Consider the following 21,009-nt stretch of genomic DNA (forward strand, 5'->3'; position numbering starts at 1 on the left):
CCAAAGGACACTACCCTCATGAGCGCTTACGTTATTGCCGATGTCACTGTCACCGATGCCGATCAAATGGCCAAGTACCGTGAGTGGAGCACCAAGGCCGCCGCAGAATTCGGCGCGACTTTCATGGTGCGCGGCGGCGCGATCACAGTTCTTGAGGGTGATTGGAAGCCATCGCGCGTGGTGATCTTGCAGTTTCCAGATAGCGAGACTGTGAAGAAATGGTATGCCGGTGAGACTTACACACATGCGCGCAAGCTGCGTGAAAACGCTGGCGTGATGCGGATGGTGATGGTTGAGGGTGTTTAACTCCTGAGGCTTTGAATACCAATACCGGACGCAAAGGGCGCAAAAGTTGCGCAAAAGACGCAAAAAAGAAAGAAAAAATTAAAGAAAACGATGTGAGTAAAAAATCAAATAGATGAATTCTTTCCATTGGTATTTTTTGCGTCTTTTGCGTATCTTTTGCGTCCGGCTGTTTTGAATTTTGTTTTTGATTTTTTGATTAAAGAGGAAACCTGAAAATGAGTGCAATCGTCGATATCGTAGGCCGTGAAGTCTTGGACAGCCGTGGCAACCCCACTGTGGAATGTGATGTGTTGTTGGAATCCGGCGTGATGGGCCGAGCTGCTGTGCCCTCTGGCGCATCCACAGGCTCGCGCGAAGCCATTGAGCTGCGTGACGGCGATAAGAGCCGTTATCTCGGCAAAGGCGTGCTCAAAGCAGTGGGCCACATCAACGTGGAAATTTCCAACGCCGTGCTCGGCCTGGATGCTTCTGAGCAAGCGTTTTTGGATAAGACCTTGATCGAGCTCGATGGCACAGACAACAAATCCAAGCTCGGCGCGAATGCGATGCTCGCTGTCTCCATGGCTGTGGCTCGCGCCGCCGCTGAAGAAGCTGGCCTGCCGCTGTATCGCTACTTCGGCGGTATGAATGGCGTGCAGCTCCCCGTGCCGATGATGAACGTGATCAACGGTGGCGAGCATGCCAACAACAATCTTGATTTGCAAGAATTCATGATCGTGCCCATCGGCGCGAAAAGCTTTCGCGAAGCCCTGCGCCAAGGTGCAGAAGTCTTCCACGCGCTCAAGAAAATCATTCACGATAAAGGAATGAGCACGGCAGTGGGCGATGAAGGCGGTTTTGCTCCTTCCACAGAAGCCGCAGACGGCAAAGGTGTGCATGAAGCAGCGATTGAACTCGTTTTGCAGGCCATCGACAAAGCAGGCTACAAAGCCGGCGAAGACATCGTGCTCGCCCTCGATTGCGCTGCCAGCGAATTCTTCAAAGACGGCAAATACCATTTGGAGGGCGAAGGCCTCACGCTCACACCCCAAGAGTGGGTGGACATGATGGCCACTTGGTGCGATAAGTACCCCATCATCTCCATTGAAGACGGCATGGGCGAAGGCGATTGGGATGGCTGGAAAGTGCTCACCGACCGCCTCGGCAAAAAAGTGCAAATCGTGGGCGACGATCTCTTCGTCACCAACACCAAGATTTTGAAAGAAGGCATCGACAAAGGTATCGCCAACTCGATCCTCATCAAGATCAACCAAATCGGCACGCTGACCGAGACCTTCGCCGCCATCGAGATGGCCAAGCGCGCTGGCTACACAGCCGTCATCTCCCACCGCTCTGGCGAGACGGAAGACAGCACGATTGCCGACATCGCTGTTGGCACGAATGCTGGGCAGATCAAGACAGGCTCCCTCTCACGCTCTGACCGCATCGCCAAATACAACCAGTTGCTCCGCATCGAAGAAGATTTGGGCGATGTGGCGCAGTATCCTGGCCGCGCTGCTTTCTACAATTTGCGCTGATCTCGCTTCCCGTTCGGGCTGAGCTTGTCGAAGCCCTTGCGTTAAAGTCAAATCATGCCCTTCCCCATCTCCGAGCGCCAAACCCTCCTCGCCGTCAAAGGCGTGGGGCCCACAGTAGTCGCGCGCTTGGAGCAGATGGGCATTGAGAGCTTGGCGCACTTGGCCAAAGCCAATGCGCTGGATATCACAGCCAACGCAGCCAAGCTGCTTGGCTCCACCTGCTGGAAAAACAGCCCACAAGCCCGCGCGGCGATTCAATCTGCCATCGCTGCCGCTCAGGCAGCATCACCAGCTGCACCAGCCGCTACAAAGAAGTCGCTACCAAAGAAATAGCACCCCGCGCAGGTTCTATGCCGGCGAGAGCCCTAAAAAGCTTCAAAAAAGTCTAAAAAAAGGGCACAATACAGCCCGTGATGTCTCAACGCGTCGTCCCCGCCCTGCTGATCGCCCTCTTGCTCGCTTTGCATGCGCAGCTATGGTTCGGCCGTGGCAGCGTCTCCCATGTCAATCAGCTCAACGCCAAGCTGCAAGATTTGAGCGAAAAAAACAAAGCCGCTCAGCAAACCAACGACCAACTCGCCTCCGAAGTGCGCGATCTCAAAGAAGGCCTAGAGATGATCGAAGACAAAGCCCGTAGCGAGCTAGGAATGATCAAGCCGAATGAGATCTTGGTTCAGTATTCCAAGTAGTTTCGATGCCAAATTTATACCGCTGCATCTTGTTTAAATTGCAGAATCTGTGGTGTGCAGTACGTTTGAAGTCATGAAACGTGATCGAGCGCTACAACTAGCCGCATGGGCTTACTTTGCGATTGCGGGTCTCTTGTTGCTAGCCGCAGTTGGCAGTCCATTGATTTATCGAGCTCTCAGAACCGGGCAGCTTATTTCCCTATCGATCCTTATGTTTGCTTCATTAGGCTTGGGAATATGGTCTCTGAGGATAAAGCGAGGAAGCGCAAAACTGCGACAGTCATTTTTCACTCTTGCTTTCATAGCAGCCTCAGTACTCGGAGTCATGCTGGGAAATCTCTTCCATGCCCTACTCCTTGCTGTTCCATTTATGTTTATCGGTATCGCGTGGCGTGCTGAACATTCCAAGCAGCAAGGTGAAAAACAGGATAGCTAGCAGGAAATCGTAACTACCGAGAGCGGTTGGAACATGTCTGCAGACACGCATCACTACTATTTTGGTAGCACTTTGCGCAATACATACGCCGGCGATATGCCCAAAAAGCTTAAAAATCTCTACCAAATGAGTAAAGCGCGGAAATCGTTCACATTGGTATGTGTGGGGCCGGTGATAACCAGATCGCCTAAAGGTTCGAAATAACCTACCGCGTCGTTGCGATCTAGATAGCCATCGAGCTTCATGCCCTGCGCGGCTGCGCGTGCGAGTGTGTCGGGCGCTACATATGCGCCTGCGTTGGCTTCTACGCCGTCGATGCCGTCTGTATCAGCCGCAAGGCCGTAGATGCCTTCCATGCCTTGCAGGCCGAGAGCCAGGCCCATGCAGAATTCACCAGCGCGGCCTCCCCTGCCCTTTGCAGCGCCTGCGGGCTGCTTGCGCACGGTCACTGTCGTCTCGCCACCGGAGAGGATGACGCAGGGTGTCTTGAATGCGCCCTTGCCGGTGGCTGCGCCGCGTGCAAGCGCGGCATGCACCTTGCCGACTTCGCGCGATTCGCCTTCGATTTCATCGCTCAAGATGTAGGCTTCGATACCGGCTGTGCGGGCTGCTGCGGCAGCGGCTTCTAGAGATTGTTGGGGCGTGGCAATGAGGTGAACTTCATGGCCTGAGAAGCGAGCATCACCTGGCTTGGGAGTTTCCAATGCGCCGCTTTGCAATTGAGCTTCAATCGCAGTAGGCACTTCAATGCCGTAGCGCTTCAAAATGCTAAGCGCATCTGCGCAAGTGGTGGCATCTGGCACAGTCGGGCCGCTGGCGATGACGCTCACATCGTCTCCTGGCACATCGCTGATGGTGAGCGTGATGACTCGCGCTGGCGCGCAAGCTGCAGCCAGCCAGCCGCCTTTGATTTGCGAGAGATGTTTGCGCACGCAGTTCATCTCGATGATGTTGGCTCCTGAGTTGAGCAGCTCTTGGTTGATGCGCTGCTTTTCAGCAAACGCAAGGCCATCCACAGGCATAGTGAGCAAGGCCGAGCCGCCGCCTGAGATGAGGCAGAGCACCAGATCGCCTTTCGTCAAACCTTGTGTGAGGCCGAGGATACGTTTGGCCGCAGCTAAACCTGCTTCATCTGGCACAGGATGCGAGGCTTCAACCACCTCGATACGATTCGCCAAACCTGCCGCGCGAGGCGGGGTGTGGCCATAGCGCGTAACGACCAAGCCAGAGAGCGGCGCGTCGTGAGGCCAAAGCGCCTCCACAGCTTGCGCCATCGCGCCGCCTGCTTTGCCCGCCCCTAAAACCAGGGTGCGCCCCCCGCTTTCTCGACTCGGTGGAGACGGCAAATAAGCGGCTGTGTTGTGCAGCGGCAAAGCGCGGTGTACAGCGGCTTGGTAAAGATGCAGAAGAAATTCACGCGGATTTACTTTTGGATCGAGAGGCATGGTGGAAAAACTGGATTGGGACTTAAGCATTGTGCAGCCTGAATGCTTTTGTTCGTCGGTAGTAACCACATTCCTCATGAAATCTCGTCATGTCGGTCATGTCGCTTGAGTATTACTTAAGCCAAGCGGCGATACGACGCGCTTGCATTTGCCAAATGCATCGCAGATCGGCTCTGGCAGCATAGATGCTTTCCTGGGCATGCCAATCCGTCGGTAAACGGCGGCTGGTTTCGAGCAATACGAATAGCTCCGAATGCTTCCCCTGCTGCATGGCATACACCTGAGCGGATTGCAAAGGCTGTTGAAGATGCAAACCATAGAGCACATCATTGAGCCAGCGTGTGGCTTCATGAAGCGATGCACTTTCTAGACTCAATAAACTCGCCTGCACGCTGATACCCTGCTCTGCATTCCATCGCCGATGGAGAACACGCTCGTATTGCGTGCGTTTCACAATGTCGATGCTGCTGCGCCCCGGCGCAGCTTGGCTTAGCTCGCGCACATGGCTCATCACATCGCCTGAATCAAACGCCTCAAAGGCATCCAATTGATCAAAGTGATACAGACAAAAATAATCGATGGCGGCGGTTGTGCTCTCTAGCTGATAGAGCTCTGCGCTTCGCAGCGCTTCGGAAGCCATCAAGAGTTGCGCGTGATCGTTGTACCAGCGCTGTAGTGCAGCGTGGTTGCCGTCGGTGCAGCGCGTGCATACAAGATTAATGGCTGGCGGCATAATGGTGAAAAATCAACAATTTATTCCTGAACTAAATTCAATTGTGACATGAGCCAACTGCGTACTTCGATCCGCCCTGTGGCATCTTTCATGTCACCCGTCATGATCGTGCTGATGGTCATACTTCTGCAGGTTGGGTTGCTTGGGATATTTCTATATTTGGCTGAGCGCGATGAGCTGCAAATTGAAAAAGCAGAAATCGTTTTGCTTCTGTCCTATTCAGCGATAGCCATCGTGCTTGCTATTGTGATTGGCGTGATTCGCTACCGCTGGATTCAGCGGGAAAACCGTGTGCGGCAGCGTTTGCTCGATGTGATTGACGCCATTCCCGATCCTTCTGCTGTGCGCGATGTCAAGGGGCGCTATGTGATGTGGAACAAGGCAGCTGAAAGCTACCATGGCATCAAGGCGGCGCATGTGTTGGGCAAGACACCGTATGAGCTGTTTCCCAAAGCGGTGGCGCGCAGCATCTTGGAAATCGATGCCGAATGCAGCGAGAGCAATCAAACCATCGTACGCCGCTTGGTGCTGCCGCCGCTCTATGGCAAGGGCCAGCGCGTGGCCAATATTCGTATTGCACCCGTGCAATCTGCTGCGGATGCCGGTATTCGCGGTGTGGTGACGATTCTGCATGACGTCACGCAAGAGGAGCGCGAAGCCGCTGCGTTACGCCAAATGAGCACTCAGCTCAAGCTTGCATTAGACACTTCGGGCTTTGGCAGCTGGATTTGGGATTTAGAAACCAATTCGGTGGACTATTCCGAACAATGCCAAGCTCTGCTGCGCTACAAAGGCAAGAGTTTCGCCCAAGACTTGGATTTTTTTACGCGCATTCATCCTGGCGACTCAGAGTCGGTGGTGGCCGCAACCAAGCGCACGCTCAAGGAATTTGCTGCATACGATCAAGTTTATCGTCTGCGATGCTTTGATGAGGTGTATCGCTACTTTCATGCCAGCGGGGAATGCGCAATAGACGATCAGGGGCGCCGCTACTTCGCCGGATTGCTCTGCCCTCTGGATCGCAGTGCGAATTAGCTCGGTTTTCGAGCAGAGAGCAGCGCATCAGCGTAAGCCTGCCAATCGCCCTGCTGTGCAGCCTCTTTCGGCACATCTTTAAATACGCCTGCCTTGGCCTGATCTGCCACCCATTGCTGCTTGGCTGCAATGGCGCTCGTCATGAGTGGCTCAAAACCCGCTTCCTGCACTGTGCGCGCGGATTCACGCATTTCCTCGGCTCGGCGCTTACCATGCTGCACGACCCGGCTGAAAAAATAGGCCCCCTGCGCTTTCCAATCGATGCTTGGAAATGTTTCTTGTAGCGTGGCAATCATTTCTTCTTGCACACCATAGGCGCGCGCTGTGCTGTAGCTCTCAATCACCAGCGCCTCCAGCCCTTTGATCATCACGCTGCGGCACATTTTGATGGCGCTGGCCACGCCGAGTTTGTCACTCACAGCCGTAGCATCCAACTCCCAATTTGATAGCAAACTAGCCAGATTATTTGCCGGCGATCCCCCTAAAAGCATTGGAACTTTGATGCCATAAGGCGGCACACTTGTCATCACACCCGCTTCTACATATAGGCCGCCCGCTGCATCAATCAGCGCAGCGCATTCTTGCTTCGTGCCCGGTGATGCGGAATTCAGATCGAGGAATACCGTACCTGAGCGAATGAATTTCGCGGCCTCTTGCGCCACCGCCAAGGTGTTGGACGCCGTCACAGCTGAGATGATGAAGCTGCTCGCCTCACACAGCGCTTGCATACTTGCGCAGGCTTGCACACCAGCCTCTCGCGCATGTGCCAGCTCCACACCGCCACTGGCTTCAGCTTTGAATTTCACATCCCAAGCGGCCATGCCGAGCACGCCGCTTTTGGTCTTCAGCCCCGTGGCAAATATCTTGCCCACTTCGCCATAGCCAATGATGCCGATGTTGCTCAGATTCATGGTCACTGCTTCTCGATCTTCGCGCGCACGATCACATCACTCCAGCGCTTCGTCTCTGCGGCGAGCAGATTGCCCAGCGCTTCCGGCGTGCTGGCCTGCGCATCCACATTCAGGTCGGCCAGCTTTGCTTTGAGATCAGGCGAATTGAGTGCATCTGCAACAGCTTTGTTGAGCTTGAGGATCACATCACGCGGCGTCTTCGCTGGCGCGGCAAGCGCGTTCCAGCTCGAAGCTGTTGCACCATTGATCCCCGCTTGAGCCAACGTTGGCACATCCGGCAGCTTTGCCGCCCGCTTCTCGCCCATCACCGCCAGCGCGCGCACGGCTTTCGCATTGATCTGGCCCATCATCGGCCCGAGAATCTCTACGGCCACATCCACCGTGCCACCGCGCAACGCAGAGATCACATCAGGCGTGCCACGAAACGGCACCACCTGCCAATCTAAATTACCAGCCGATTCAATCAAGCGCGCAGCGAGATTCTGCGTCGAGCCAATATTGATCGTGCCCACATTGAGCTTGCCCGGATTCGCCCGAGCAAATGCAATCAGCTCTTGCATCGTCTTGAACTTGCCATCCTCGGCGGCTACCACGGCAATATCAAAAGTTGCCAACGTGGAAACTGGCGCAAAGTCTCTGCTTGCATCAAAGGGCAAGCTTTTAAACAGCCCGGTGCTCACCGCCGTGCCATTGCTCATCAGCAGCAAAGTGTGCCCGTCCGCATCGGATTTAGCCACGAGCTCACCCGCCACAATCCCGCCTGCGCTCGGCTTGTTATCCACCACCACACTCTGCCCCAGGCTCTCGGAGAGCTTCTGAGCCACAGCGCGAGCCGTCAAATCCGCCACCCCTCCTGCACCAAAAGGCACAACGATTTTGATCGGTTTGCTGGGGAAATTTTGCGCCCAAGCGCTGCTCGCTGCCAAGGCAGACAAGCTGAAAAGGAATTGTTTGCGGTTCATAGCGATCTCCTGAATCAAGCAATTCTCCCCGAAGCCAGCCTTGCGGGCAAAGCAAGCTGATATTGCGGATTTCTTTAGCTCAGCTCGAAGACGGCCATGCTCTCCACATGCGCGGTGTGGGGGAACATATTGATCACGCCAGCAGATGTGCAGCGGTAACCTGCTTGATGCACGAGCAAGCCCGCATCTCGCGCCAGCGTAGAAGGGTTGCAGCTCACATAGACGATGCGCTGGGGCGGCTGCCATTCACCAATGTTCACAGGCGCTGGTGGCTCTTTGCCTTCTTCTGCTTCAGGCAGATTACCCAAACGCTGCTGATGAATCTGCGCCAAGGCTTTCACGAGTGCGAATGCGCCTTCGCGCGGCGGGTCGATCAACCAGCGGTTGGCGTAGCCGTCATCCACCAGCATTTGCCCTGTCATTTCAAACAAATTGCGTGCTACAAAATCAGTAGCATTCTGCGCACAATTTATGCCGGCATTAGGCTGTTTTTGCTTTAAATTCTGCTCTGCATTGGCCTTAGCTCTAGCCACCAGCGTATCGCTGCCCTCAATGCCCAGCACTTCACGAGCCTGCGTCGCCAGCGGCAGCGTGAAATTGCCCAAGCCGCAAAACCAATCAATCACGCGATCTGTTTTTTGCACATCGAGAAGGCGCAGAGCACGGGTCACGAGCACGCGGTTGATATGCGGATTGACTTGCGTGAAATCTGTGGGCTTAAACGGCATGGTGATGCCAAATTCAGGCAAGGCGTAGGACAAGATTCCCGTTCGGCCTGAGCTTGTCGAAGGCTCATCCAACAGCTTCACCGTATCTGGCCCTTTGGCTTGCAGCCACCATTGCACTTGATGCTTCTCAGCAAATGCACGCAACTTGGCAATATCACCTTCACTCAGAGACTCCAAATGCCTCAACACCAGCGCTGTCACCTCATCACCACAGGCCAGCTCAATCTGCGGCAGCGTCTCACGCGCATCCATGCCCTTGATCAGCGCACGCAGCGGCAGCAGCATGTTGCTCACATGCGCGGGCAGTACCACGCAGGTTTGCATATCGGCCAAATAGCGGCTCGCGCGCTCATGAAAACCGATCAGCACTTCATCTTTCTTTTGCACATAGCGCATCGAAAGCCGCGCCCGATAGCGATAGCCCCAATCGGGCCCTTGAATCGGGCGCAGCACGAGCTCAGGCTTCACCTTGCCCAAATGCCAAAGTTGATCTTCCAAAGCGCGCTGCTTGATCGCCACCTGAGCCGAAGGCTCCAAATGCTGCATCTTGCAGCCACCGCATGCGCCCACATGCAGACCGAAATGCGGACAAGCAGGCTTGACGCGCAAGCTACTCGTGCGATGAATCGCCACGAGATCCGCGCCTTCCCAATTGTTCTTGCTGCGCTTGGTAATCGCACTCACGCGCTCGCCGGGCAAAGCACCGTCAATGAACACCACCTTGCCATCTTCACTGCGCGCCACGCCCTGACCCTCGATATCCACAGAGTCAATCACATACGTTTTTGGATCAGGCTGTGGGCCTTTTACTTTTTTATCTTTACCGCGTGCCATTACTCTTTACCCATCACTTCTTACCTGTCGATCCATACCCGCCCTCGCCCCGCTCCGTAGGCGGAAACTCCTGCACCACATTGAACTGCGCCTGCGCCACTGGCACGATCACCAGCTGCGCAATCCGCTCCAGCGGCTCAATCGTAAAAGCGGTGGGCGAACGATTCCAAGCGCTCACCATGAGCTGGCCTTGGTAGTCGCTATCAATCAAGCCCACGAGATTACCCAACACGATGCCATGCTTATGCCCCATGCCAGAGCGCGGGAGGATCAGTGCCGCGTAATTCGGGTCTTTCAACCACATGGCGATGCCGACTGGGATGAGCTGCCAGGCGTTGGGCTGAAGCGTAAGCGGTTCATTGAGACAAGCTCTCAGATCTAGCCCTGCGCTGCCTTCTGTGGCGTAGGCGGGGAGATTGTTTTTTAGACGCTCGTCTAGGATTTTGATATCGACTTTCATTTTTGATACTTTGTTGGATTTTGAAGAATAGAACGCAAAAGACGCAGAAGTTACGCAAAAAACGCAAAAAATCAAATAGTGATCAGTGCATGAATTGACTTTTTGCTTCTGCGTCTTTTGCGTTGTTTTGCGACTTTTGCGTTCTATTGTTTTGATTGCCATTCATAGCTGGATTCGAGCAGCAATCTCGGCCACCAGCAACCGAGCCAATTGCAGCTTTGGCGCTCGCTCAATTTGCTTCGCACCCTTTTCATCCACGAGCAGAAAAGCATTGTCATCCTGCCCAAAGGTGCTCGGCCCGATGTTGCCCACCAGCAGCGGCACGCCTTTTCGGATGCGCTTGGCTTTCGCATTGGCTTCCAAGTCCTCACTCTCAGCCGCAAAGCCCACGCAATACAGCTCACCCTTCTTCGCGCGACCAGACTTCGCAATCGTGGCCAATATGTCTGGGTTCTCCACAAAAGCCAGCTCAGGCGTTTTTCCCGAGCCATCTTTCTTGATTTTTTGCTCTGCTGCATTCGCAGGTCGCCAGTCTGCCACTGCGGCACATGCTATAAATATATGAGCATTCTGCGCAGATTCTGTGCCGGCGACAAGCATATTTTGTGCAGATTTCACGTCAATGCGCGTCACGCCGCGCGGCGTGGGCACATGCACGGGGCCTGCTATGAGGGTAACCTCTGCCCCCGCCTCACGCGCAGCCCGCGCAATCGCAAAGCCCATCTTGCCGCTGGATAAATTCGTGATGCCACGCACCGGATCAATCGCCTCATAGGTCGGCCCTGCCGTCACCACCACATGCTTTCCCGCGAGCAGCTTGGGCTGAAAAAACGCAATCACCTCTTCCAGCAATTCAGCCGATTCCAGCATGCGCCCATCGCCTGTCTCACCGCAAGCCTGAAAGCCTGAGCCCACGCCGAGCAAATGCGCGCCGTCAGTGGCCAGCTGCTGCAAATTGCGCTGTGTGGCCGGATGGCTCCACATCTCGCGGTTCATAGCGGGAGCAATCAAAAGCGGAACAGGCTTCGCCCCGCCCTGCACAGAATCTTCACGCGGACGTGCGAGGCACATCAGCGAAAGCAAATCATCCGCCCGCCCATGAAGCAGCTTCGCCATGAAATCCGCACTCGCTGGAGCAATCAAAATTGCATCAGCTTCCCGCGAGAGATTGATATGCGGCATGTTGTTTTCTTCGCGCGCATCCCATTGGCTGGTGTAAACGGTACGCGTCGAAAGCGCCTGCATCGTCACCGGCGTGATGAACTGCTCAGCACCCTCGGTCATGACGACCTGTACCGTCGCCCCCTCTTTGATCAGAGCGCGACACAGCTCTGCCGCCTTGTAGCAGGCAATACCCCCCGTGAGGCCAAGAACGATGTGTTTACCGATGAGGGATTGCATGGATAACTACTTTGTTGGCGTCTGCGCGTCCGGCTTTTGGCCAACTTGCGCACGCAATTTGCTGTCAATTTCACTGACCGCGGCCTTGATCGCCAGAGCCATCTCACCCTTGCGCAAGTGCGGTGCCATTTGTGCATTGATGATCTCGTCAGTCACTTTGGGCGCTAAGCTGGGTTGAAGCGTTGGCGATGGCGAGATGCCAATGGAGAGTGATCGTTCGCCGAGCGCAATGACCATCAGCAAGCCCTCTCCTTCTATTTCGCGCCCTATTTGCCAAGCCTGCGCGATTTGCTGCACGAATTCTGGCATTGAATCACCACTCTTCGCCATGGGCGTTTTGGGTGATTTGAGGCCATAGGTGATCAACACAGCGAAATCTTGTTTGTGCGTCTGTTCAAATTCAGCGAGTTGAGTGCGAAGCTCCTGCCGCTGGCCATCAGGAAGAATGCGCAGGATCTCGGTCACATCGCCATCACGCTTGGCGATATGAGATGTCGCGTTTTGAGCAGTGGAAGATTCTTTTGAAGCCTGCTTGGCGGACTTGGGGGCAGGTTTAGGTTTTGCATTGGCAGCTGCCGAGGGTGCTGGCGACGTTTGCGCGACTGCGAAAGCACACAGGCTCAGGAGTGCAGCGGCGCATATGGTGATACCAAGCTGTTTGGGCCATTGAGATACTGAAGTTTTCATCTGTGTTCCTTGTTCTGATCGAAGCATCTAAAGCACTAAGCCGATGCTGGCGCACGCCACACAGTTTTTCCACCACTGGCTTTGTCGATTTGCTTGAGCACGTCTTCATGCGCAGCGAGCTCGGCTTCACTGGGCTGCAGAATGATGAGATCTAGCTTGGAAAAATCGGCTTTGATTGTGCCTGCACCGCTGGTCGCGCTTGCACTGTGTGAGTCAATCAGCAAGGCATCTTGGCCGCGCGTGAGATGGATATAGACCTCGGCGAGAAGCTGGGCATCAAGCAAAGCGCCGTGCAAGGTGCGATTGGAGTTGTCCACGCCCATGCGCTCGCACAAGGCATCAAGGCCGTTTCGCTTACCGGGATACAGCTCTTTGGCCATGGCCAGTGAGTCAGTGATTTTGGCTACGTGCGTGCTGAATTTGGGCAAACCGGCGCGCTCAAGCTCAGCATCGAGAAAGCCCACGTCAAACGTTGCGTTGTGGATGATGATTTCTGCATCTTTCACAAAAGCCAAGAACTCATGCGCAATCTCGGGAAATTTGGGTTTGTCAGCGAGGAAATCAGTCGTCAAACCGTGAACGCGCAAGGCATCTTCATGGCTGTCGCGCTCAGGGTTGATGTAGCAATGAAAATCGTTGTTCGTGAGCTTGCGGCTGATCATCTCCACGCAAGCTAAATTGAGGATGCGATCCCCGCCAGCGGGCGAGAGGCCGGTGGTTTCGGTGTCTAGGAAGATTTGGCGCATGGCTCTATAGTAGCTTCAAAAGCTTTTGGCGAATCGGGAAATTAGAACGCAAAAGACGCAAAACTTACGCAGAAAACGCAGAAAAGAAACAACCAGTTTTCGGTTTTCTTTTTTGCGATTTTTGCGTAATCTCTGCGTCTTTTGCGTTCAAAAAGACCTCGAGCACGCCCTCAATGATTCTCTTTTGCGTGATTGATCGTGTAGCGCGGAATCTCTACGACCAAGTCTTTTTGAGCAACAAATGCTTGGCAGCTCAAACGCGAGTTCGGCTCAAGACCCCAAGCGCGGTCTAGCAGGTCTTCTTCGTTTTCATCGAGCTCATTGAGCGATGCAAAGCCTTCGCGCACGATGATGTGGCAGGTGGTACAGGCGCAGCTCATGTCGCAGGCGTGTTCGATGTTGATGCCGTTATCGAGCAGGGCTTCACAGATGCTGTCGCCGACGTTGGCTTTGATCTCTTTACCTTGCGGGCAGATTTCGACGTGGGGGAGGATTTTGATGATGGGCATGGGTTGTCTCTGATGCCAAGGTTAGTTAATGGGCTTAGAGGAGAACGCAAAAGACACAGAAGAACGCAAAAGGCGCAAAAGAAATTCAATTGAATATTTTTGCGTCTTTTGCGTCTTTTGCGTCTTTTGCGTTTTTTCTGCGTCTTTTGCGTTCATTTCTCTAAACCTTATTCACATTTTTTCCAGCCAATGCACGTCGAATACCCGCATTCATGCGTTCTGCAGCGAAGGCTTCTGTGCCTTTGGCTAAGGCCTCTGTGGCGGCTTCGACTTTGGCTGCGTCTTCGAAGGCTTTGCCAGCTATGGATGCTTCGATCAACGCATCAATCTGAACGCGTTCATCGCTTGAGAGCAAATCGCCATCTGCAGCGAGCGCCGAGCGCGTGGCGAGCACCATGCGGTCTGCTTCTAGCCTGGCTTCTGCCAAGGCGCGAGCAGCCATGTCTTCTTGAGCGGTGCCGAAGCTGTCTTGCAGCATGCGGGCGATGTCGTCGTCACTGAGGCCGTAGCTGGGCTTCACGTCTATGCTGGTTTCTACGCTGCTGATTTGCTCTTTGGCATCGACTTTGAGCAGACCATCGGCATCGACAGTGAAGGTCACGCGGATGCGCGCTGCGCCTGCGACCATGGGCGGGATGCCGCGCAGGGTGAAGCGGGCAAGGCTGCGGCAATCTTTCACCAGATCGCGCTCGCCTTGGATCACATGGAGGCTGAGCGCGGTTTGGCCATCTTGGTAGGTGGTGAAATCCTGCGCCATCGCGGTGGGGATGGTGGTGTTGCGCGGGATGATGCGTTCGCTGAGGCCGCCCATCGTCTCGATACCGAGGGACAGCGGGATCACATCGAGCAGCAGTAGATCGCCTTGCGGGTTGTTGCCGGCGAGTTGGTTGGCCGAGATGGCTGCGCCGAGCGCCACGACTTCATCGGGGTTCAAGTTATTGAGCGGCGGTTTGCCGAAGAACTCTTGCACAGCATGCTGCACTTGCGGCATGCGCGTGGAGCCGCCGACCATGACCACGCCTTGAATATCTTCCTTCGTGAGCTTGGCATCGCGCAGCGCTTTGCGCACAGCTTGCAGGGTCTTGGCGGTGAGGTGGGCTGTGATCTGCTCGAAATCTGCTTTTTTGATGCTAAATTGGCCAATCGCCGGCATAGAATCTGCGCTGAATGCTACTAAATCAGTAGTGGATAGCTGCTCCTTGATCTGGCGAGCTAGGGCTTTGATCTGCGCTTTCTCTGCTGCGGTATCTGCCGTCTTGCCAGTTTGCGCGAGGATGAATTCCGCTAGAGCGGCATCGTAATCATCACCGCCAAGCGCTGAATCGCCGCCAGTGGAAAGCACTTCAAACACACCTTGCGAGAGGCGCAGAATAGAAATATCAAACGTGCCACCGCCGAGGTCATACACGGCATACACGCCCTCAGAAGCGTTATCCAGCCCGTAAGCCACGGCCGCCGCCGTTGGCTCATTGATCAAGCGCAGCACATTCAAGCCCGCCAGCTCCGCCGCATCTTTGGTGGCTTGACGCTGCGCATCATCAAAATACGCAGGCACGGTAATCACCGCGCCATAGATATCTTCATCAAACGTGTCTTCTGCGCGGAAACGCAGCGTGGCGAGGATTTCAGCGCTCACCTCCACAGGCGATTTCGGGCCGTGCAGCGTCTCGATTTTCACCATGCCAGGCTCGGCGATGAGCTTGTAGGGGAGCTTGTCAGCATCCGCAATATCGTTTAAGCCTCGCCCCATGAGGCGCTTGACAGATGCTATCGTATTCGTAGCATTCTGCGCAGTATTCTCGCCGGCGAGATACCCTATTTCCCGTTTATTTTCAGGTAAATAACGCACCACAGAAGGCAGAATCGCCCTACCCTCATCATCCGGCAAACACTCCGCCACGCCGTTACGCACCGAGGCCACGAGCGAATGTGTGGTGCCAAGATCAATGCCAATCGCAATACGACGCGTATGCGGATCGGGGCTGGTGCCTGGTTCGGAGATTTGCAGAAGTGCCATGACTTTTTATGAATACGGAGAAGATTTTTTGAACGCAAAGGACGCAAAGGTTACGCAGAGGTCGCAGAAAAGAAACAGCCAAATTTTGAATTTCTTTTTTGCGACCTCTGCGAAGTTTTTGCGTCCTCTGCGTTCAATATGGTATTTTGGTTTTTAAGACTATCTATTGTCCCAAAAGCTCGAAGCGTCTCTCGATATCCGCTTGGAATTTCTGGATAAATAAAATGGCTCTGACGGCTTGGGCGGCGGCTGGGTAGTCTTTGGCCTGGTCAATCAATCGCTCTGCATTTGATAGCTGCTCGCGCAGTATTTCTGCCGCCTGTTGGCTGATTTCTTCTAAATTCTCTTCTGTTTTCGCATCTTCTAGGGCTTCGCGCAGCTCCATTTGCTGCATGAGGAAAGCAGCGGGCATGGCGGTGTTGTTTTCTGCGTTGATCGGGGCACCATGCAGCTCGCAGAGGTAGGCCGCGCGTTGCACCGGGTCTTTGAGGCGCTGATAAGCCTCGTTGATGCGCACGCTCCATTGCATGGCGATGCGCTGAGCGGCTGCGCCTTGGGCTGCGAATTTATCGGGGTGGGCTTCGCGTTGGAGTTCTTTCCAACGGCTATCGAGCGTGGCGCGGTCTTGGGCGAATTGCTCAGGGATTTGGAAGAGCTGGAAGTCGGTGGAATCAAGTTTCATTTTGATTTCCGATTTTTTGCCTGTGCAAGCCGCTTCTGTATTGCCGAATGTTCACAATGCAATGCATAAGCAAAATCCCACTGAACCATGCCAGCGGTTCCCGATGTTTCCAATTCACATTTAGCCTTGAGATGCTCACGCCAAGTCTTAGCTTCAGCTTCAACCAGTTGATCAATCTCCTCGGGGCGATCAGATTGCTTTTTTCGCTCTATTTTCTGAACTTCAATAGCTTGCTTCCAAGCAGGCTCTAGCCTCTTCAACCTCGCTTCATAGCACTCAGCATTTCCTATTGCAGAGCCCAAATTTCTGCTTGAGCAAATCTCGCTCAAAGAAGGGACTGTTTGTGCATAAAGGCTACCAGAAGCCGTAAAAAAAAATGCTCCTGTAGCAAGGAGCAATCGTTGTTTGAGCATAGCGATTACATCACCAAGATCACACGCGAAACGATTCACCGCAACCGCATTTGTCGCGTTCATTGGGATTGTTGAAGCGGAAGCCTTCGTTCAAGCCTTCGCGCACGAAATCTAGAGTTGTGCCATCAAGGTAAGCCAAGCTTTTGGGATCGACCATGAGCTTGATGCCTTCGGTCTCAAACAGGGCATCTTCGGGGGCGATGTCATCGACGTATTCGAGTTTGTAGGCCAGACCTGAGCAGCCGGTGGTCTTCACACCTAGGCGCACGCCAACGCCCTTGCCGCGTTTGGCGAGGTATTTGGTGACGTGTTTGGCAGCGGCAGGGGTGAGGTTGACTGGCATGGTGAATACGTGAGGGCGCTGAGCACTTCGACAAGCTCAACGCGAGCGGGGTGGGATCTCTAAATCAAGCTGCGACGGCAACGGCATGCTTTTGCTTGTAATCCGAAATCGCGGCTTTGATCGCGTCTTCAGCAAGGATGGAGCAATGGATTTTCACGGGAGGCAAGGCCAGCTCTTCAGCGATTTGGCTGTTTTTCAAATTACCAGCTTCTTCAATGCTTTTGCCTTTGACCCACTCGGTGACGAGGGAGCTGGAAGCAATGGCAGAGCCGCAGCCATAGGTTTTGAAGCGTGCGTCTTCAATGATGCCCGTTGCTGGGTTGACCTTGATTTGCAGCTTCATCACATCGCCGCAAGCAGGCGCGCCGACCATGCCCGTGCCTACTGAATCATCGCCTTTGTCGAACGAGCCGACGTTGCGAGGGTTTTCGTAGTGATCTACAACTTTGTCTGAATAAGCCATAACTAACTCCAAATATCTTCAATTCTCAAATGTCTGTCCAAGTGAACGCCGTGGATCTAGCTTTGCTAGGCCACTGGCGTTGCCCCCTTGAGGGTGGGGCAGCGCCAGCTGCACGGGGGTGTTCGTCAATCTAATGTGCTGTCCACTGGATGGTGGAAATATCGATGCCTTCTTTGTACATATCCCACAGCGGGCTCAAATCGCGCAACTTCGCGACGTTGTGCTTGATGGTGGATATGGCGAAATCAATTTCTTCTTCGGTGGTCCAGCGGCCAATGGTCATGCGCAGGCTGCTGTGGGCGAGCTCGTCGCTGCGGCCGAGAGCCCGCAATACGTAGCTGGGCTCAAGCGACGCGCTTGTGCAAGCCGAGCCGGAAGACACAGCCAAGCCTTTGATGCCCATGATCAGGCTCTCGCCTTCTACATAGTTAAAGCTCATGTTGATGTTGTGCGGTACGCGCTGCGTCTCGTGGCCGTTGATGAAGACTTGCTCAATACCTTTCAAGCCATTCATCAAGCGCTGCTGTAAAGCTGTGATGCGCTTGTTTTCTTCATGCATCTCTTCTTTGGCAATGCGGTAAGCCTCACCCATGCCAACGATTTGGTGCGTAGGCAGCGTGCCGCTTCGCATGCCGCGCTCGTGCCCACCGCCATGCATTTGCGCTTCAATGCGAATGCGGGGCTTGCGGCGCACATAGAGAGCACCGATGCCTTTGGGGCCGTAAGTCTTGTGCGAAGTGAGGCTCATCAAATCAACAGGCAAAGTGGCCAGATCAACTTCCACACGGCCCGTGGCTTGCGCTGCATCCACATGAAAAATCACGCCTTTTTCACGGCAGATTTTGCCAATGGCAGCGATATCTTGAATCACGCCAATTTCGTTGTTCACGAACATGACGCTGGCCAAAATCGTATCAGGGCGGATCGCGGCTTTGAAAGCTTCGAGATCGAGCAAGCCATCGGCCTGCACATCCATGTACGTGACTTCAAAACCTTGACGCTCCAGCTCACGCATGGTGTCGAGCACGGCTTTGTGCTCGGTTTTCACGGTGATGAGGTGCTTGCCCTTGGTTTTGTAGAAAGCGGCTGCGCCTTTGATGGCAAGGTTGTTCGACTCAGTTGCCCCAGAAGTCCACACGATTTCGCGTGGGTCTGCGCCAATGAGCGCCGCCACATGCTCACGCGCTTTCTCCACGGCGGCCTCTGCCTCCCAGCCCCAGGCGTGCGAGCGCGAGGCGGGGTTGCCGAAATGCTCGCGCAACCAAGGAATGATCGCATCCACCACCCGTGGGTCACACGGATTGGTGGCGGAGTAATCCAAGTAAATGGGGAAATGAGGCGTGGCATCCATAGCGATAACTTCTTACTTAGCGAAAGCTGCGCCGCCGAGGGCGAACACAGAATTGGGAGCGTTGATGCGAATTGGCTTGACGACTTGCATCGGCGCAATGGCTTTCTTGAGCATAGGCTTGGCTTCAATATGAACGCCTTTTGCCAATTGCTCTTCCACCATGTCTTGCAAGCTCACGGAGCCGAGGAATTCGCTCATGCGCGCATTGAGCTTGCTCCAGAGATCGTGCGTCATGCAGCGGCCAGCTTCACCGCCGTTGCAATTCTCTTTGCCACCGCAGCTGGTCGCGTCCATCGCCTCATCGACTGAGGTGATGATTTCGGCAATGGTGATGCTGCTGGATTCGCGGCCCAGCGTGTAACCGCCGCCAGGGCCACGGGTGGATTCCACCAAGCCATTGCGGCGCAGCTTGCCGAAGAGCTGCTCAAGGTAAGACAAGGAAATTTGCTGGCGCTGGCTGATGGCGGCCAACGTCACGGGGCCTGCGTTTTGACGCAGTGCCAGATCAATCATTGCTGTGACCGCAAAGCGGCCTTTTGTAGTGAGACGCATGTTTAGCTCCTAGGGTGCTTGCACATTCAAAAAGGTCTTGAGTACAACTACGTTCAAGACCACGTCTCCGCCCGTTTTCACCCCGATATTGCTGGGGTAACCTCTCGTCGATTCGTGGATTGTTAGGTTGGCTTCTGCTGCTGTCACCCTGACACTTCGCAGCTTGGCTTTAATCTTGAGCATTTCACTCAAGTATAGCAGATACCCCACAAATTCGCTCAGGTATGACTATACAGGATTTAGGGGCTTTGTCTAGGACATTTTGCGAAATTGTTCAATGAATCCTGCACTTGCCGCCTCCACAAGATCCAAAACCCGCTCAAAACCGGCCTCTTGGCCGTAATACGGGTCTGGCACGACCTGGCCGAGGCTTGCATCAGCCGCATAGCTCATAAAAAGCTTGAGTTTGTGCGCGTGCGCAGGTGGGCAATCGTCTTGCAGCAGCGCCAAATTATCCCAATCCATCGCGAGGATGACATGGAATTTCTCGTAATCATGCTCGGTGATTTGTCGCGCCCGCAGATTAGACAAATCGTAGCCCCGCGCCAAAGCATGCGCTTGGCTGCGCTCATCGGGCGGGCTGCCAGGGTGATAGTTGTGCGTTCCCGCTGAATCAATGTTGACTCTCGCAGCCAAGCCAGCCTGCGCCACCTTTGCGCGAAGCACGCCCTCAGCCGTAGGGCTGCGACAGATATTGCCCATGCAAACGAGCAGAATATGAAGCGGTGTAGATCTCATGGATAGGCTCATTTTATAAGCGAAAAGGGCATATCGCCGGCATAGAATCTGCGCGAAGTGCTATCTAATTTATAGTAATCACTGAATATCGCACAAGGCGCTCCACTAAAATCCAAATGATGCCAACCATTGCCACCCTGCTCCAAAGCGCGGCCGCCCAAGGCCTGCCGCGCCATGAGGCGCAATACCTGATGCTCCATGCCTGCGAGCGCCCAAGGCATGATCGCGCGTGGTTGCTCTCGCATGATCGCGAGGAGTTACAGGCTGCGTCTTTGAGTCTATGGCAAGCCGCTGTGCAGCGCCGTCTGCAAGGCGAGCCTGTGGCTTACATCGTGGGCTGCAAAGCCTTTTATGGCTTGAATTTGAGTGTCAGCCCCGCCGTGCTGGACCCGCGTGACGATACAGAAACTTTGGTGGATTGGGCGCTGGAGCTCATCCCCAAAGATCAAGCGTTCAAAGTCCTCGATCTGGGCACAGGCAGTGGCGCAGTGGCTTTGGCTATCCGCTCTCAGAGGCCCTTCGTGCAAATGACGGCCACCGATGCCTCTGCTGAGGCATTGGCGATGGCATCGCGTAACGCTGCTGAACTGCAACTGCCCGTGCGCTTCGTTCAAGCGGACGCGCGCAACCCTGATTGGTTTTCTGCATTGCCAAATGAAGCCTTTGATCTCATCGTCTCCAACCCACCCTATATTGCAGAAGGCGATACGCATCTCGCGGCTTTGAAGCATGAGCCTGCGATGGCTTTGACAAGCGGCGCTGACGGCTTGGATGCGATTCGCAGCATCATCCAACACGCCACTTCACATTTGCATTCTGGCGCATGGCTTCTACTCGAGCACGGCTACGAGCAAGCTGAGCGCGTTCATGACTTGTTTGCTGCGCATGGTTTTGCAGATGCTACGACCCGTCGAGATTTAGGCAGTGTGGATCGGTGCACTGGGGCGCGGTTTGTGCGTTGATTGTGGTGTGCGTGTTTGTAGCATTTGAAGATCAAAGATATCGCTCAAATGCTACAGAATAAATAGCACCTTGCGCAGTCTAGACGTCG

The 21,009-nt window shown here is 54.5% G+C and carries 24 protein-coding genes; 6 read left to right on the forward strand and 18 right to left on the reverse strand.

Going from position 1 to position 21,009, the window contains the following annotated elements; genetic code table 11:
- Positions 1 to 18: 18 nt before the first annotated feature.
- The 4 genes from KIH26_RS07325 (at position 19) to KIH26_RS07340 (ending at position 2,512) form a co-directional block, all read left to right on the forward strand.
- Positions 19 to 306, forward strand: a complete 288-nt coding sequence (locus tag KIH26_RS07325) for a DUF1330 domain-containing protein (protein WP_213443754.1) — start codon at positions 19 to 21, stop codon at positions 304 to 306.
- Positions 307 to 521: 215 nt separating this feature from the next.
- The gene (gene eno, locus KIH26_RS07330; RefSeq protein ID WP_213443755.1) at positions 522 to 1,823 is read left to right on the forward strand and encodes a phosphopyruvate hydratase; all 1,302 of its coding nucleotides are present in this window, start codon (positions 522 to 524) and stop codon (positions 1,821 to 1,823) included.
- A 54-nt stretch (positions 1,824 to 1,877) separates the two neighbouring features.
- A complete protein-coding gene (locus KIH26_RS07335) occupies positions 1,878 to 2,156 on the forward strand; it encodes a helix-hairpin-helix domain-containing protein (RefSeq protein ID WP_213443756.1) in 279 nt (92 codons plus the stop codon).
- Between the two features lie 80 nt (positions 2,157 to 2,236).
- On the forward strand, positions 2,237 to 2,512 hold the full coding sequence (locus KIH26_RS07340; RefSeq protein ID WP_213443758.1) for an FtsB family cell division protein: 276 nt from the start codon (positions 2,237 to 2,239) through the stop codon (positions 2,510 to 2,512).
- A gap of 555 nt (positions 2,513 to 3,067) precedes the next feature.
- Here KIH26_RS07340 and KIH26_RS07345 read toward each other — a convergent pair.
- Together KIH26_RS07345 and KIH26_RS07350 are read right to left on the reverse strand one after the other, a co-directional pair.
- A complete protein-coding gene (locus KIH26_RS07345; RefSeq protein WP_249660998.1) occupies positions 3,068 to 4,423 on the reverse strand; it encodes a glycerate kinase type-2 family protein in 1,356 nt (451 codons plus the stop codon).
- Positions 4,424 to 4,505: 82 nt separating this feature from the next.
- The gene (locus KIH26_RS07350) at positions 4,506 to 5,126 is read right to left on the reverse strand and encodes a hypothetical protein (RefSeq protein ID WP_213443759.1); all 621 of its coding nucleotides are present in this window, start codon (positions 5,124 to 5,126) and stop codon (positions 4,506 to 4,508) included.
- A 48-nt stretch (positions 5,127 to 5,174) separates the two neighbouring features.
- On the opposite strand from KIH26_RS07350, the gene KIH26_RS07355 reads away from it, so the two are divergent.
- Entirely contained in the window at positions 5,175 to 6,161 is a 987-nt protein-coding gene (locus KIH26_RS07355) for a PAS domain-containing protein (RefSeq protein ID WP_213443760.1), read from the forward strand.
- Here KIH26_RS07355 and KIH26_RS07360 read toward each other — a convergent pair.
- The 16 genes from KIH26_RS07360 to KIH26_RS07435 all read right to left on the reverse strand — a co-directional run bounded on the left by KIH26_RS07360 (position 6,158) and on the right by KIH26_RS07435 (position 19,958).
- Entirely contained in the window at positions 6,158 to 7,072 is a 915-nt protein-coding gene (locus KIH26_RS07360) for a DUF1932 domain-containing protein (protein ID WP_213443761.1), read from the reverse strand. The genes KIH26_RS07355 and KIH26_RS07360 overlap by 4 nt on opposite strands.
- 2 nt (positions 7,073 to 7,074) lie before the next feature.
- The gene (locus KIH26_RS07365) at positions 7,075 to 8,034 is read right to left on the reverse strand and encodes a Bug family tripartite tricarboxylate transporter substrate binding protein (RefSeq protein WP_213443763.1); all 960 of its coding nucleotides are present in this window, start codon (positions 8,032 to 8,034) and stop codon (positions 7,075 to 7,077) included.
- Positions 8,035 to 8,108: 74 nt separating this feature from the next.
- Positions 8,109 to 9,596, reverse strand: coding sequence for a 23S rRNA (uracil(1939)-C(5))-methyltransferase RlmD (gene rlmD, locus KIH26_RS07370; RefSeq protein WP_213443765.1), 1,488 nt, complete (start codon positions 9,594 to 9,596; stop codon positions 8,109 to 8,111).
- Positions 9,597 to 9,609: 13 nt separating this feature from the next.
- Positions 9,610 to 10,056 (reverse strand): dUTP diphosphatase, encoded by a 447-nt coding sequence (gene dut, locus KIH26_RS07375; protein WP_213443767.1) that lies wholly within the window; start codon positions 10,054 to 10,056, stop codon positions 9,610 to 9,612.
- Between the two features lie 162 nt (positions 10,057 to 10,218).
- Positions 10,219 to 11,457 carry a bifunctional phosphopantothenoylcysteine decarboxylase/phosphopantothenate--cysteine ligase CoaBC gene (coaBC, locus tag KIH26_RS07380; RefSeq protein WP_213443768.1) on the reverse strand — a complete coding sequence of 413 codons (1,239 nt, stop codon included), beginning with the start codon at positions 11,455 to 11,457 and terminating at the stop codon, positions 10,219 to 10,221.
- A 6-nt stretch (positions 11,458 to 11,463) separates the two neighbouring features.
- Positions 11,464 to 12,144, reverse strand: a complete 681-nt coding sequence (locus KIH26_RS07385; RefSeq protein ID WP_213443769.1) for a TPM domain-containing protein — start codon at positions 12,142 to 12,144, stop codon at positions 11,464 to 11,466.
- A 35-nt stretch (positions 12,145 to 12,179) separates the two neighbouring features.
- A complete protein-coding gene (dnaQ, locus tag KIH26_RS07390) occupies positions 12,180 to 12,890 on the reverse strand; it encodes a DNA polymerase III subunit epsilon (RefSeq protein WP_213443771.1) in 711 nt (236 codons plus the stop codon).
- Between the two features lie 170 nt (positions 12,891 to 13,060).
- Positions 13,061 to 13,399: an ISC system 2Fe-2S type ferredoxin gene (fdx, locus tag KIH26_RS07395; RefSeq protein ID WP_213443772.1), complete on the reverse strand. Its 339-nt coding sequence runs from the start codon at positions 13,397 to 13,399 to the stop codon at positions 13,061 to 13,063.
- Between the two features lie 160 nt (positions 13,400 to 13,559).
- Positions 13,560 to 15,416 (reverse strand): Fe-S protein assembly chaperone HscA, encoded by a 1,857-nt coding sequence (hscA, locus tag KIH26_RS07400; protein ID WP_213443774.1) that lies wholly within the window; start codon positions 15,414 to 15,416, stop codon positions 13,560 to 13,562.
- Between the two features lie 163 nt (positions 15,417 to 15,579).
- Positions 15,580 to 16,098 carry a Fe-S protein assembly co-chaperone HscB gene (gene hscB, locus KIH26_RS07405; protein ID WP_213443776.1) on the reverse strand — a complete coding sequence of 173 codons (519 nt, stop codon included), beginning with the start codon at positions 16,096 to 16,098 and terminating at the stop codon, positions 15,580 to 15,582.
- Entirely contained in the window at positions 16,095 to 16,511 is a 417-nt protein-coding gene (locus KIH26_RS07410) for a hypothetical protein (RefSeq protein ID WP_213443777.1), read from the reverse strand. The genes hscB and KIH26_RS07410 overlap by 4 nt, the downstream gene beginning before the upstream one ends.
- 19 nt (positions 16,512 to 16,530) lie before the next feature.
- The gene (iscA, locus tag KIH26_RS07415) at positions 16,531 to 16,854 is read right to left on the reverse strand and encodes an iron-sulfur cluster assembly protein IscA (RefSeq protein ID WP_213443778.1); all 324 of its coding nucleotides are present in this window, start codon (positions 16,852 to 16,854) and stop codon (positions 16,531 to 16,533) included.
- A gap of 64 nt (positions 16,855 to 16,918) precedes the next feature.
- Entirely contained in the window at positions 16,919 to 17,317 is a 399-nt protein-coding gene (gene iscU / locus KIH26_RS07420) for a Fe-S cluster assembly scaffold IscU (protein WP_213443780.1), read from the reverse strand.
- A 130-nt stretch (positions 17,318 to 17,447) separates the two neighbouring features.
- Entirely contained in the window at positions 17,448 to 18,668 is a 1,221-nt protein-coding gene (locus KIH26_RS07425) for an IscS subfamily cysteine desulfurase (RefSeq protein WP_213443781.1), read from the reverse strand.
- A 12-nt stretch (positions 18,669 to 18,680) separates the two neighbouring features.
- The gene (locus tag KIH26_RS07430) at positions 18,681 to 19,220 is read right to left on the reverse strand and encodes a Fe-S cluster assembly transcription factor (protein ID WP_213443782.1); all 540 of its coding nucleotides are present in this window, start codon (positions 19,218 to 19,220) and stop codon (positions 18,681 to 18,683) included.
- A 252-nt stretch (positions 19,221 to 19,472) separates the two neighbouring features.
- A complete protein-coding gene (locus KIH26_RS07435; RefSeq protein WP_213443784.1) occupies positions 19,473 to 19,958 on the reverse strand; it encodes a low molecular weight protein-tyrosine-phosphatase in 486 nt (161 codons plus the stop codon).
- Between the two features lie 119 nt (positions 19,959 to 20,077).
- Here KIH26_RS07435 and prmC point away from each other — a divergent pair, with 119 nt between their 5' ends.
- On the forward strand, positions 20,078 to 20,920 hold the full coding sequence (prmC, locus tag KIH26_RS07440; RefSeq protein WP_249660999.1) for a peptide chain release factor N(5)-glutamine methyltransferase: 843 nt from the start codon (positions 20,078 to 20,080) through the stop codon (positions 20,918 to 20,920).
- Positions 20,921 to 21,009 lie beyond the last annotated feature (89 nt).

The organism is Variovorax sp. PCZ-1, assembly GCF_018413605.1.
Lineage (GTDB): Bacteria > Pseudomonadota > Gammaproteobacteria > Burkholderiales > Burkholderiaceae_C > JANMDU01.

Excerpts from the sequence above, each read along its gene's own strand:
- KIH26_RS07385 (WP_213443769.1), bottom strand. The coding sequence starts at position 12,144 with ATGAAAACTTCAGTATCTCAATGGCCCAAACAGCTTGGTATCACCATA.
- KIH26_RS07435 (WP_213443784.1), bottom strand. The coding sequence starts at position 19,958 with ATGAGATCTACACCGCTTCATATTCTGCTCGTTTGCATGGGCAATATC.
- rlmD (WP_213443765.1), bottom strand. The coding sequence starts at position 9,596 with ATGGCACGCGGTAAAGATAAAAAAGTAAAAGGCCCACAGCCTGATCCA.
- KIH26_RS07430 (WP_213443782.1), bottom strand. The coding sequence starts at position 19,220 with ATGCGTCTCACTACAAAAGGCCGCTTTGCGGTCACAGCAATGATTGAT.
- iscU (WP_213443780.1), bottom strand. The coding sequence starts at position 17,317 with ATGGCTTATTCAGACAAAGTTGTAGATCACTACGAAAACCCTCGCAAC.
- prmC (WP_249660999.1), top strand. The coding sequence starts at position 20,078 with ATGCCAACCATTGCCACCCTGCTCCAAAGCGCGGCCGCCCAAGGCCTG.
- KIH26_RS07335 (WP_213443756.1), top strand. The coding sequence starts at position 1,878 with ATGCCCTTCCCCATCTCCGAGCGCCAAACCCTCCTCGCCGTCAAAGGC.
- hscA (WP_213443774.1), bottom strand. The coding sequence starts at position 15,416 with ATGGCACTTCTGCAAATCTCCGAACCAGGCACCAGCCCCGATCCGCAT.
- dut (WP_213443767.1), bottom strand. The coding sequence starts at position 10,056 with ATGAAAGTCGATATCAAAATCCTAGACGAGCGTCTAAAAAACAATCTC.
- hscB (WP_213443776.1), bottom strand. The coding sequence starts at position 16,098 with ATGAAACTTGATTCCACCGACTTCCAGCTCTTCCAAATCCCTGAGCAA.
- KIH26_RS07325 (WP_213443754.1), top strand. The coding sequence starts at position 19 with ATGAGCGCTTACGTTATTGCCGATGTCACTGTCACCGATGCCGATCAA.
- KIH26_RS07360 (WP_213443761.1), bottom strand. The coding sequence starts at position 7,072 with ATGAATCTGAGCAACATCGGCATCATTGGCTATGGCGAAGTGGGCAAG.
- KIH26_RS07355 (WP_213443760.1), top strand. The coding sequence starts at position 5,175 with ATGAGCCAACTGCGTACTTCGATCCGCCCTGTGGCATCTTTCATGTCA.
- KIH26_RS07425 (WP_213443781.1), bottom strand. The coding sequence starts at position 18,668 with ATGGATGCCACGCCTCATTTCCCCATTTACTTGGATTACTCCGCCACC.
- KIH26_RS07340 (WP_213443758.1), top strand. The coding sequence starts at position 2,237 with ATGTCTCAACGCGTCGTCCCCGCCCTGCTGATCGCCCTCTTGCTCGCT.
- coaBC (WP_213443768.1), bottom strand. The coding sequence starts at position 11,457 with ATGCAATCCCTCATCGGTAAACACATCGTTCTTGGCCTCACGGGGGGT.
- dnaQ (WP_213443771.1), bottom strand. The coding sequence starts at position 12,890 with ATGCGCCAAATCTTCCTAGACACCGAAACCACCGGCCTCTCGCCCGCT.
- fdx (WP_213443772.1), bottom strand. The coding sequence starts at position 13,399 with ATGCCCATCATCAAAATCCTCCCCCACGTCGAAATCTGCCCGCAAGGT.
- eno (WP_213443755.1), top strand. The coding sequence starts at position 522 with ATGAGTGCAATCGTCGATATCGTAGGCCGTGAAGTCTTGGACAGCCGT.
- KIH26_RS07410 (WP_213443777.1), bottom strand. The coding sequence starts at position 16,511 with ATGCTCAAACAACGATTGCTCCTTGCTACAGGAGCATTTTTTTTTACG.
- KIH26_RS07365 (WP_213443763.1), bottom strand. The coding sequence starts at position 8,034 with ATGAACCGCAAACAATTCCTTTTCAGCTTGTCTGCCTTGGCAGCGAGC.
- iscA (WP_213443778.1), bottom strand. The coding sequence starts at position 16,854 with ATGCCAGTCAACCTCACCCCTGCCGCTGCCAAACACGTCACCAAATAC.
- KIH26_RS07345 (WP_249660998.1), bottom strand. The coding sequence starts at position 4,423 with ATGCTTAAGTCCCAATCCAGTTTTTCCACCATGCCTCTCGATCCAAAA.
- KIH26_RS07350 (WP_213443759.1), bottom strand. The coding sequence starts at position 5,126 with ATGCCGCCAGCCATTAATCTTGTATGCACGCGCTGCACCGACGGCAAC.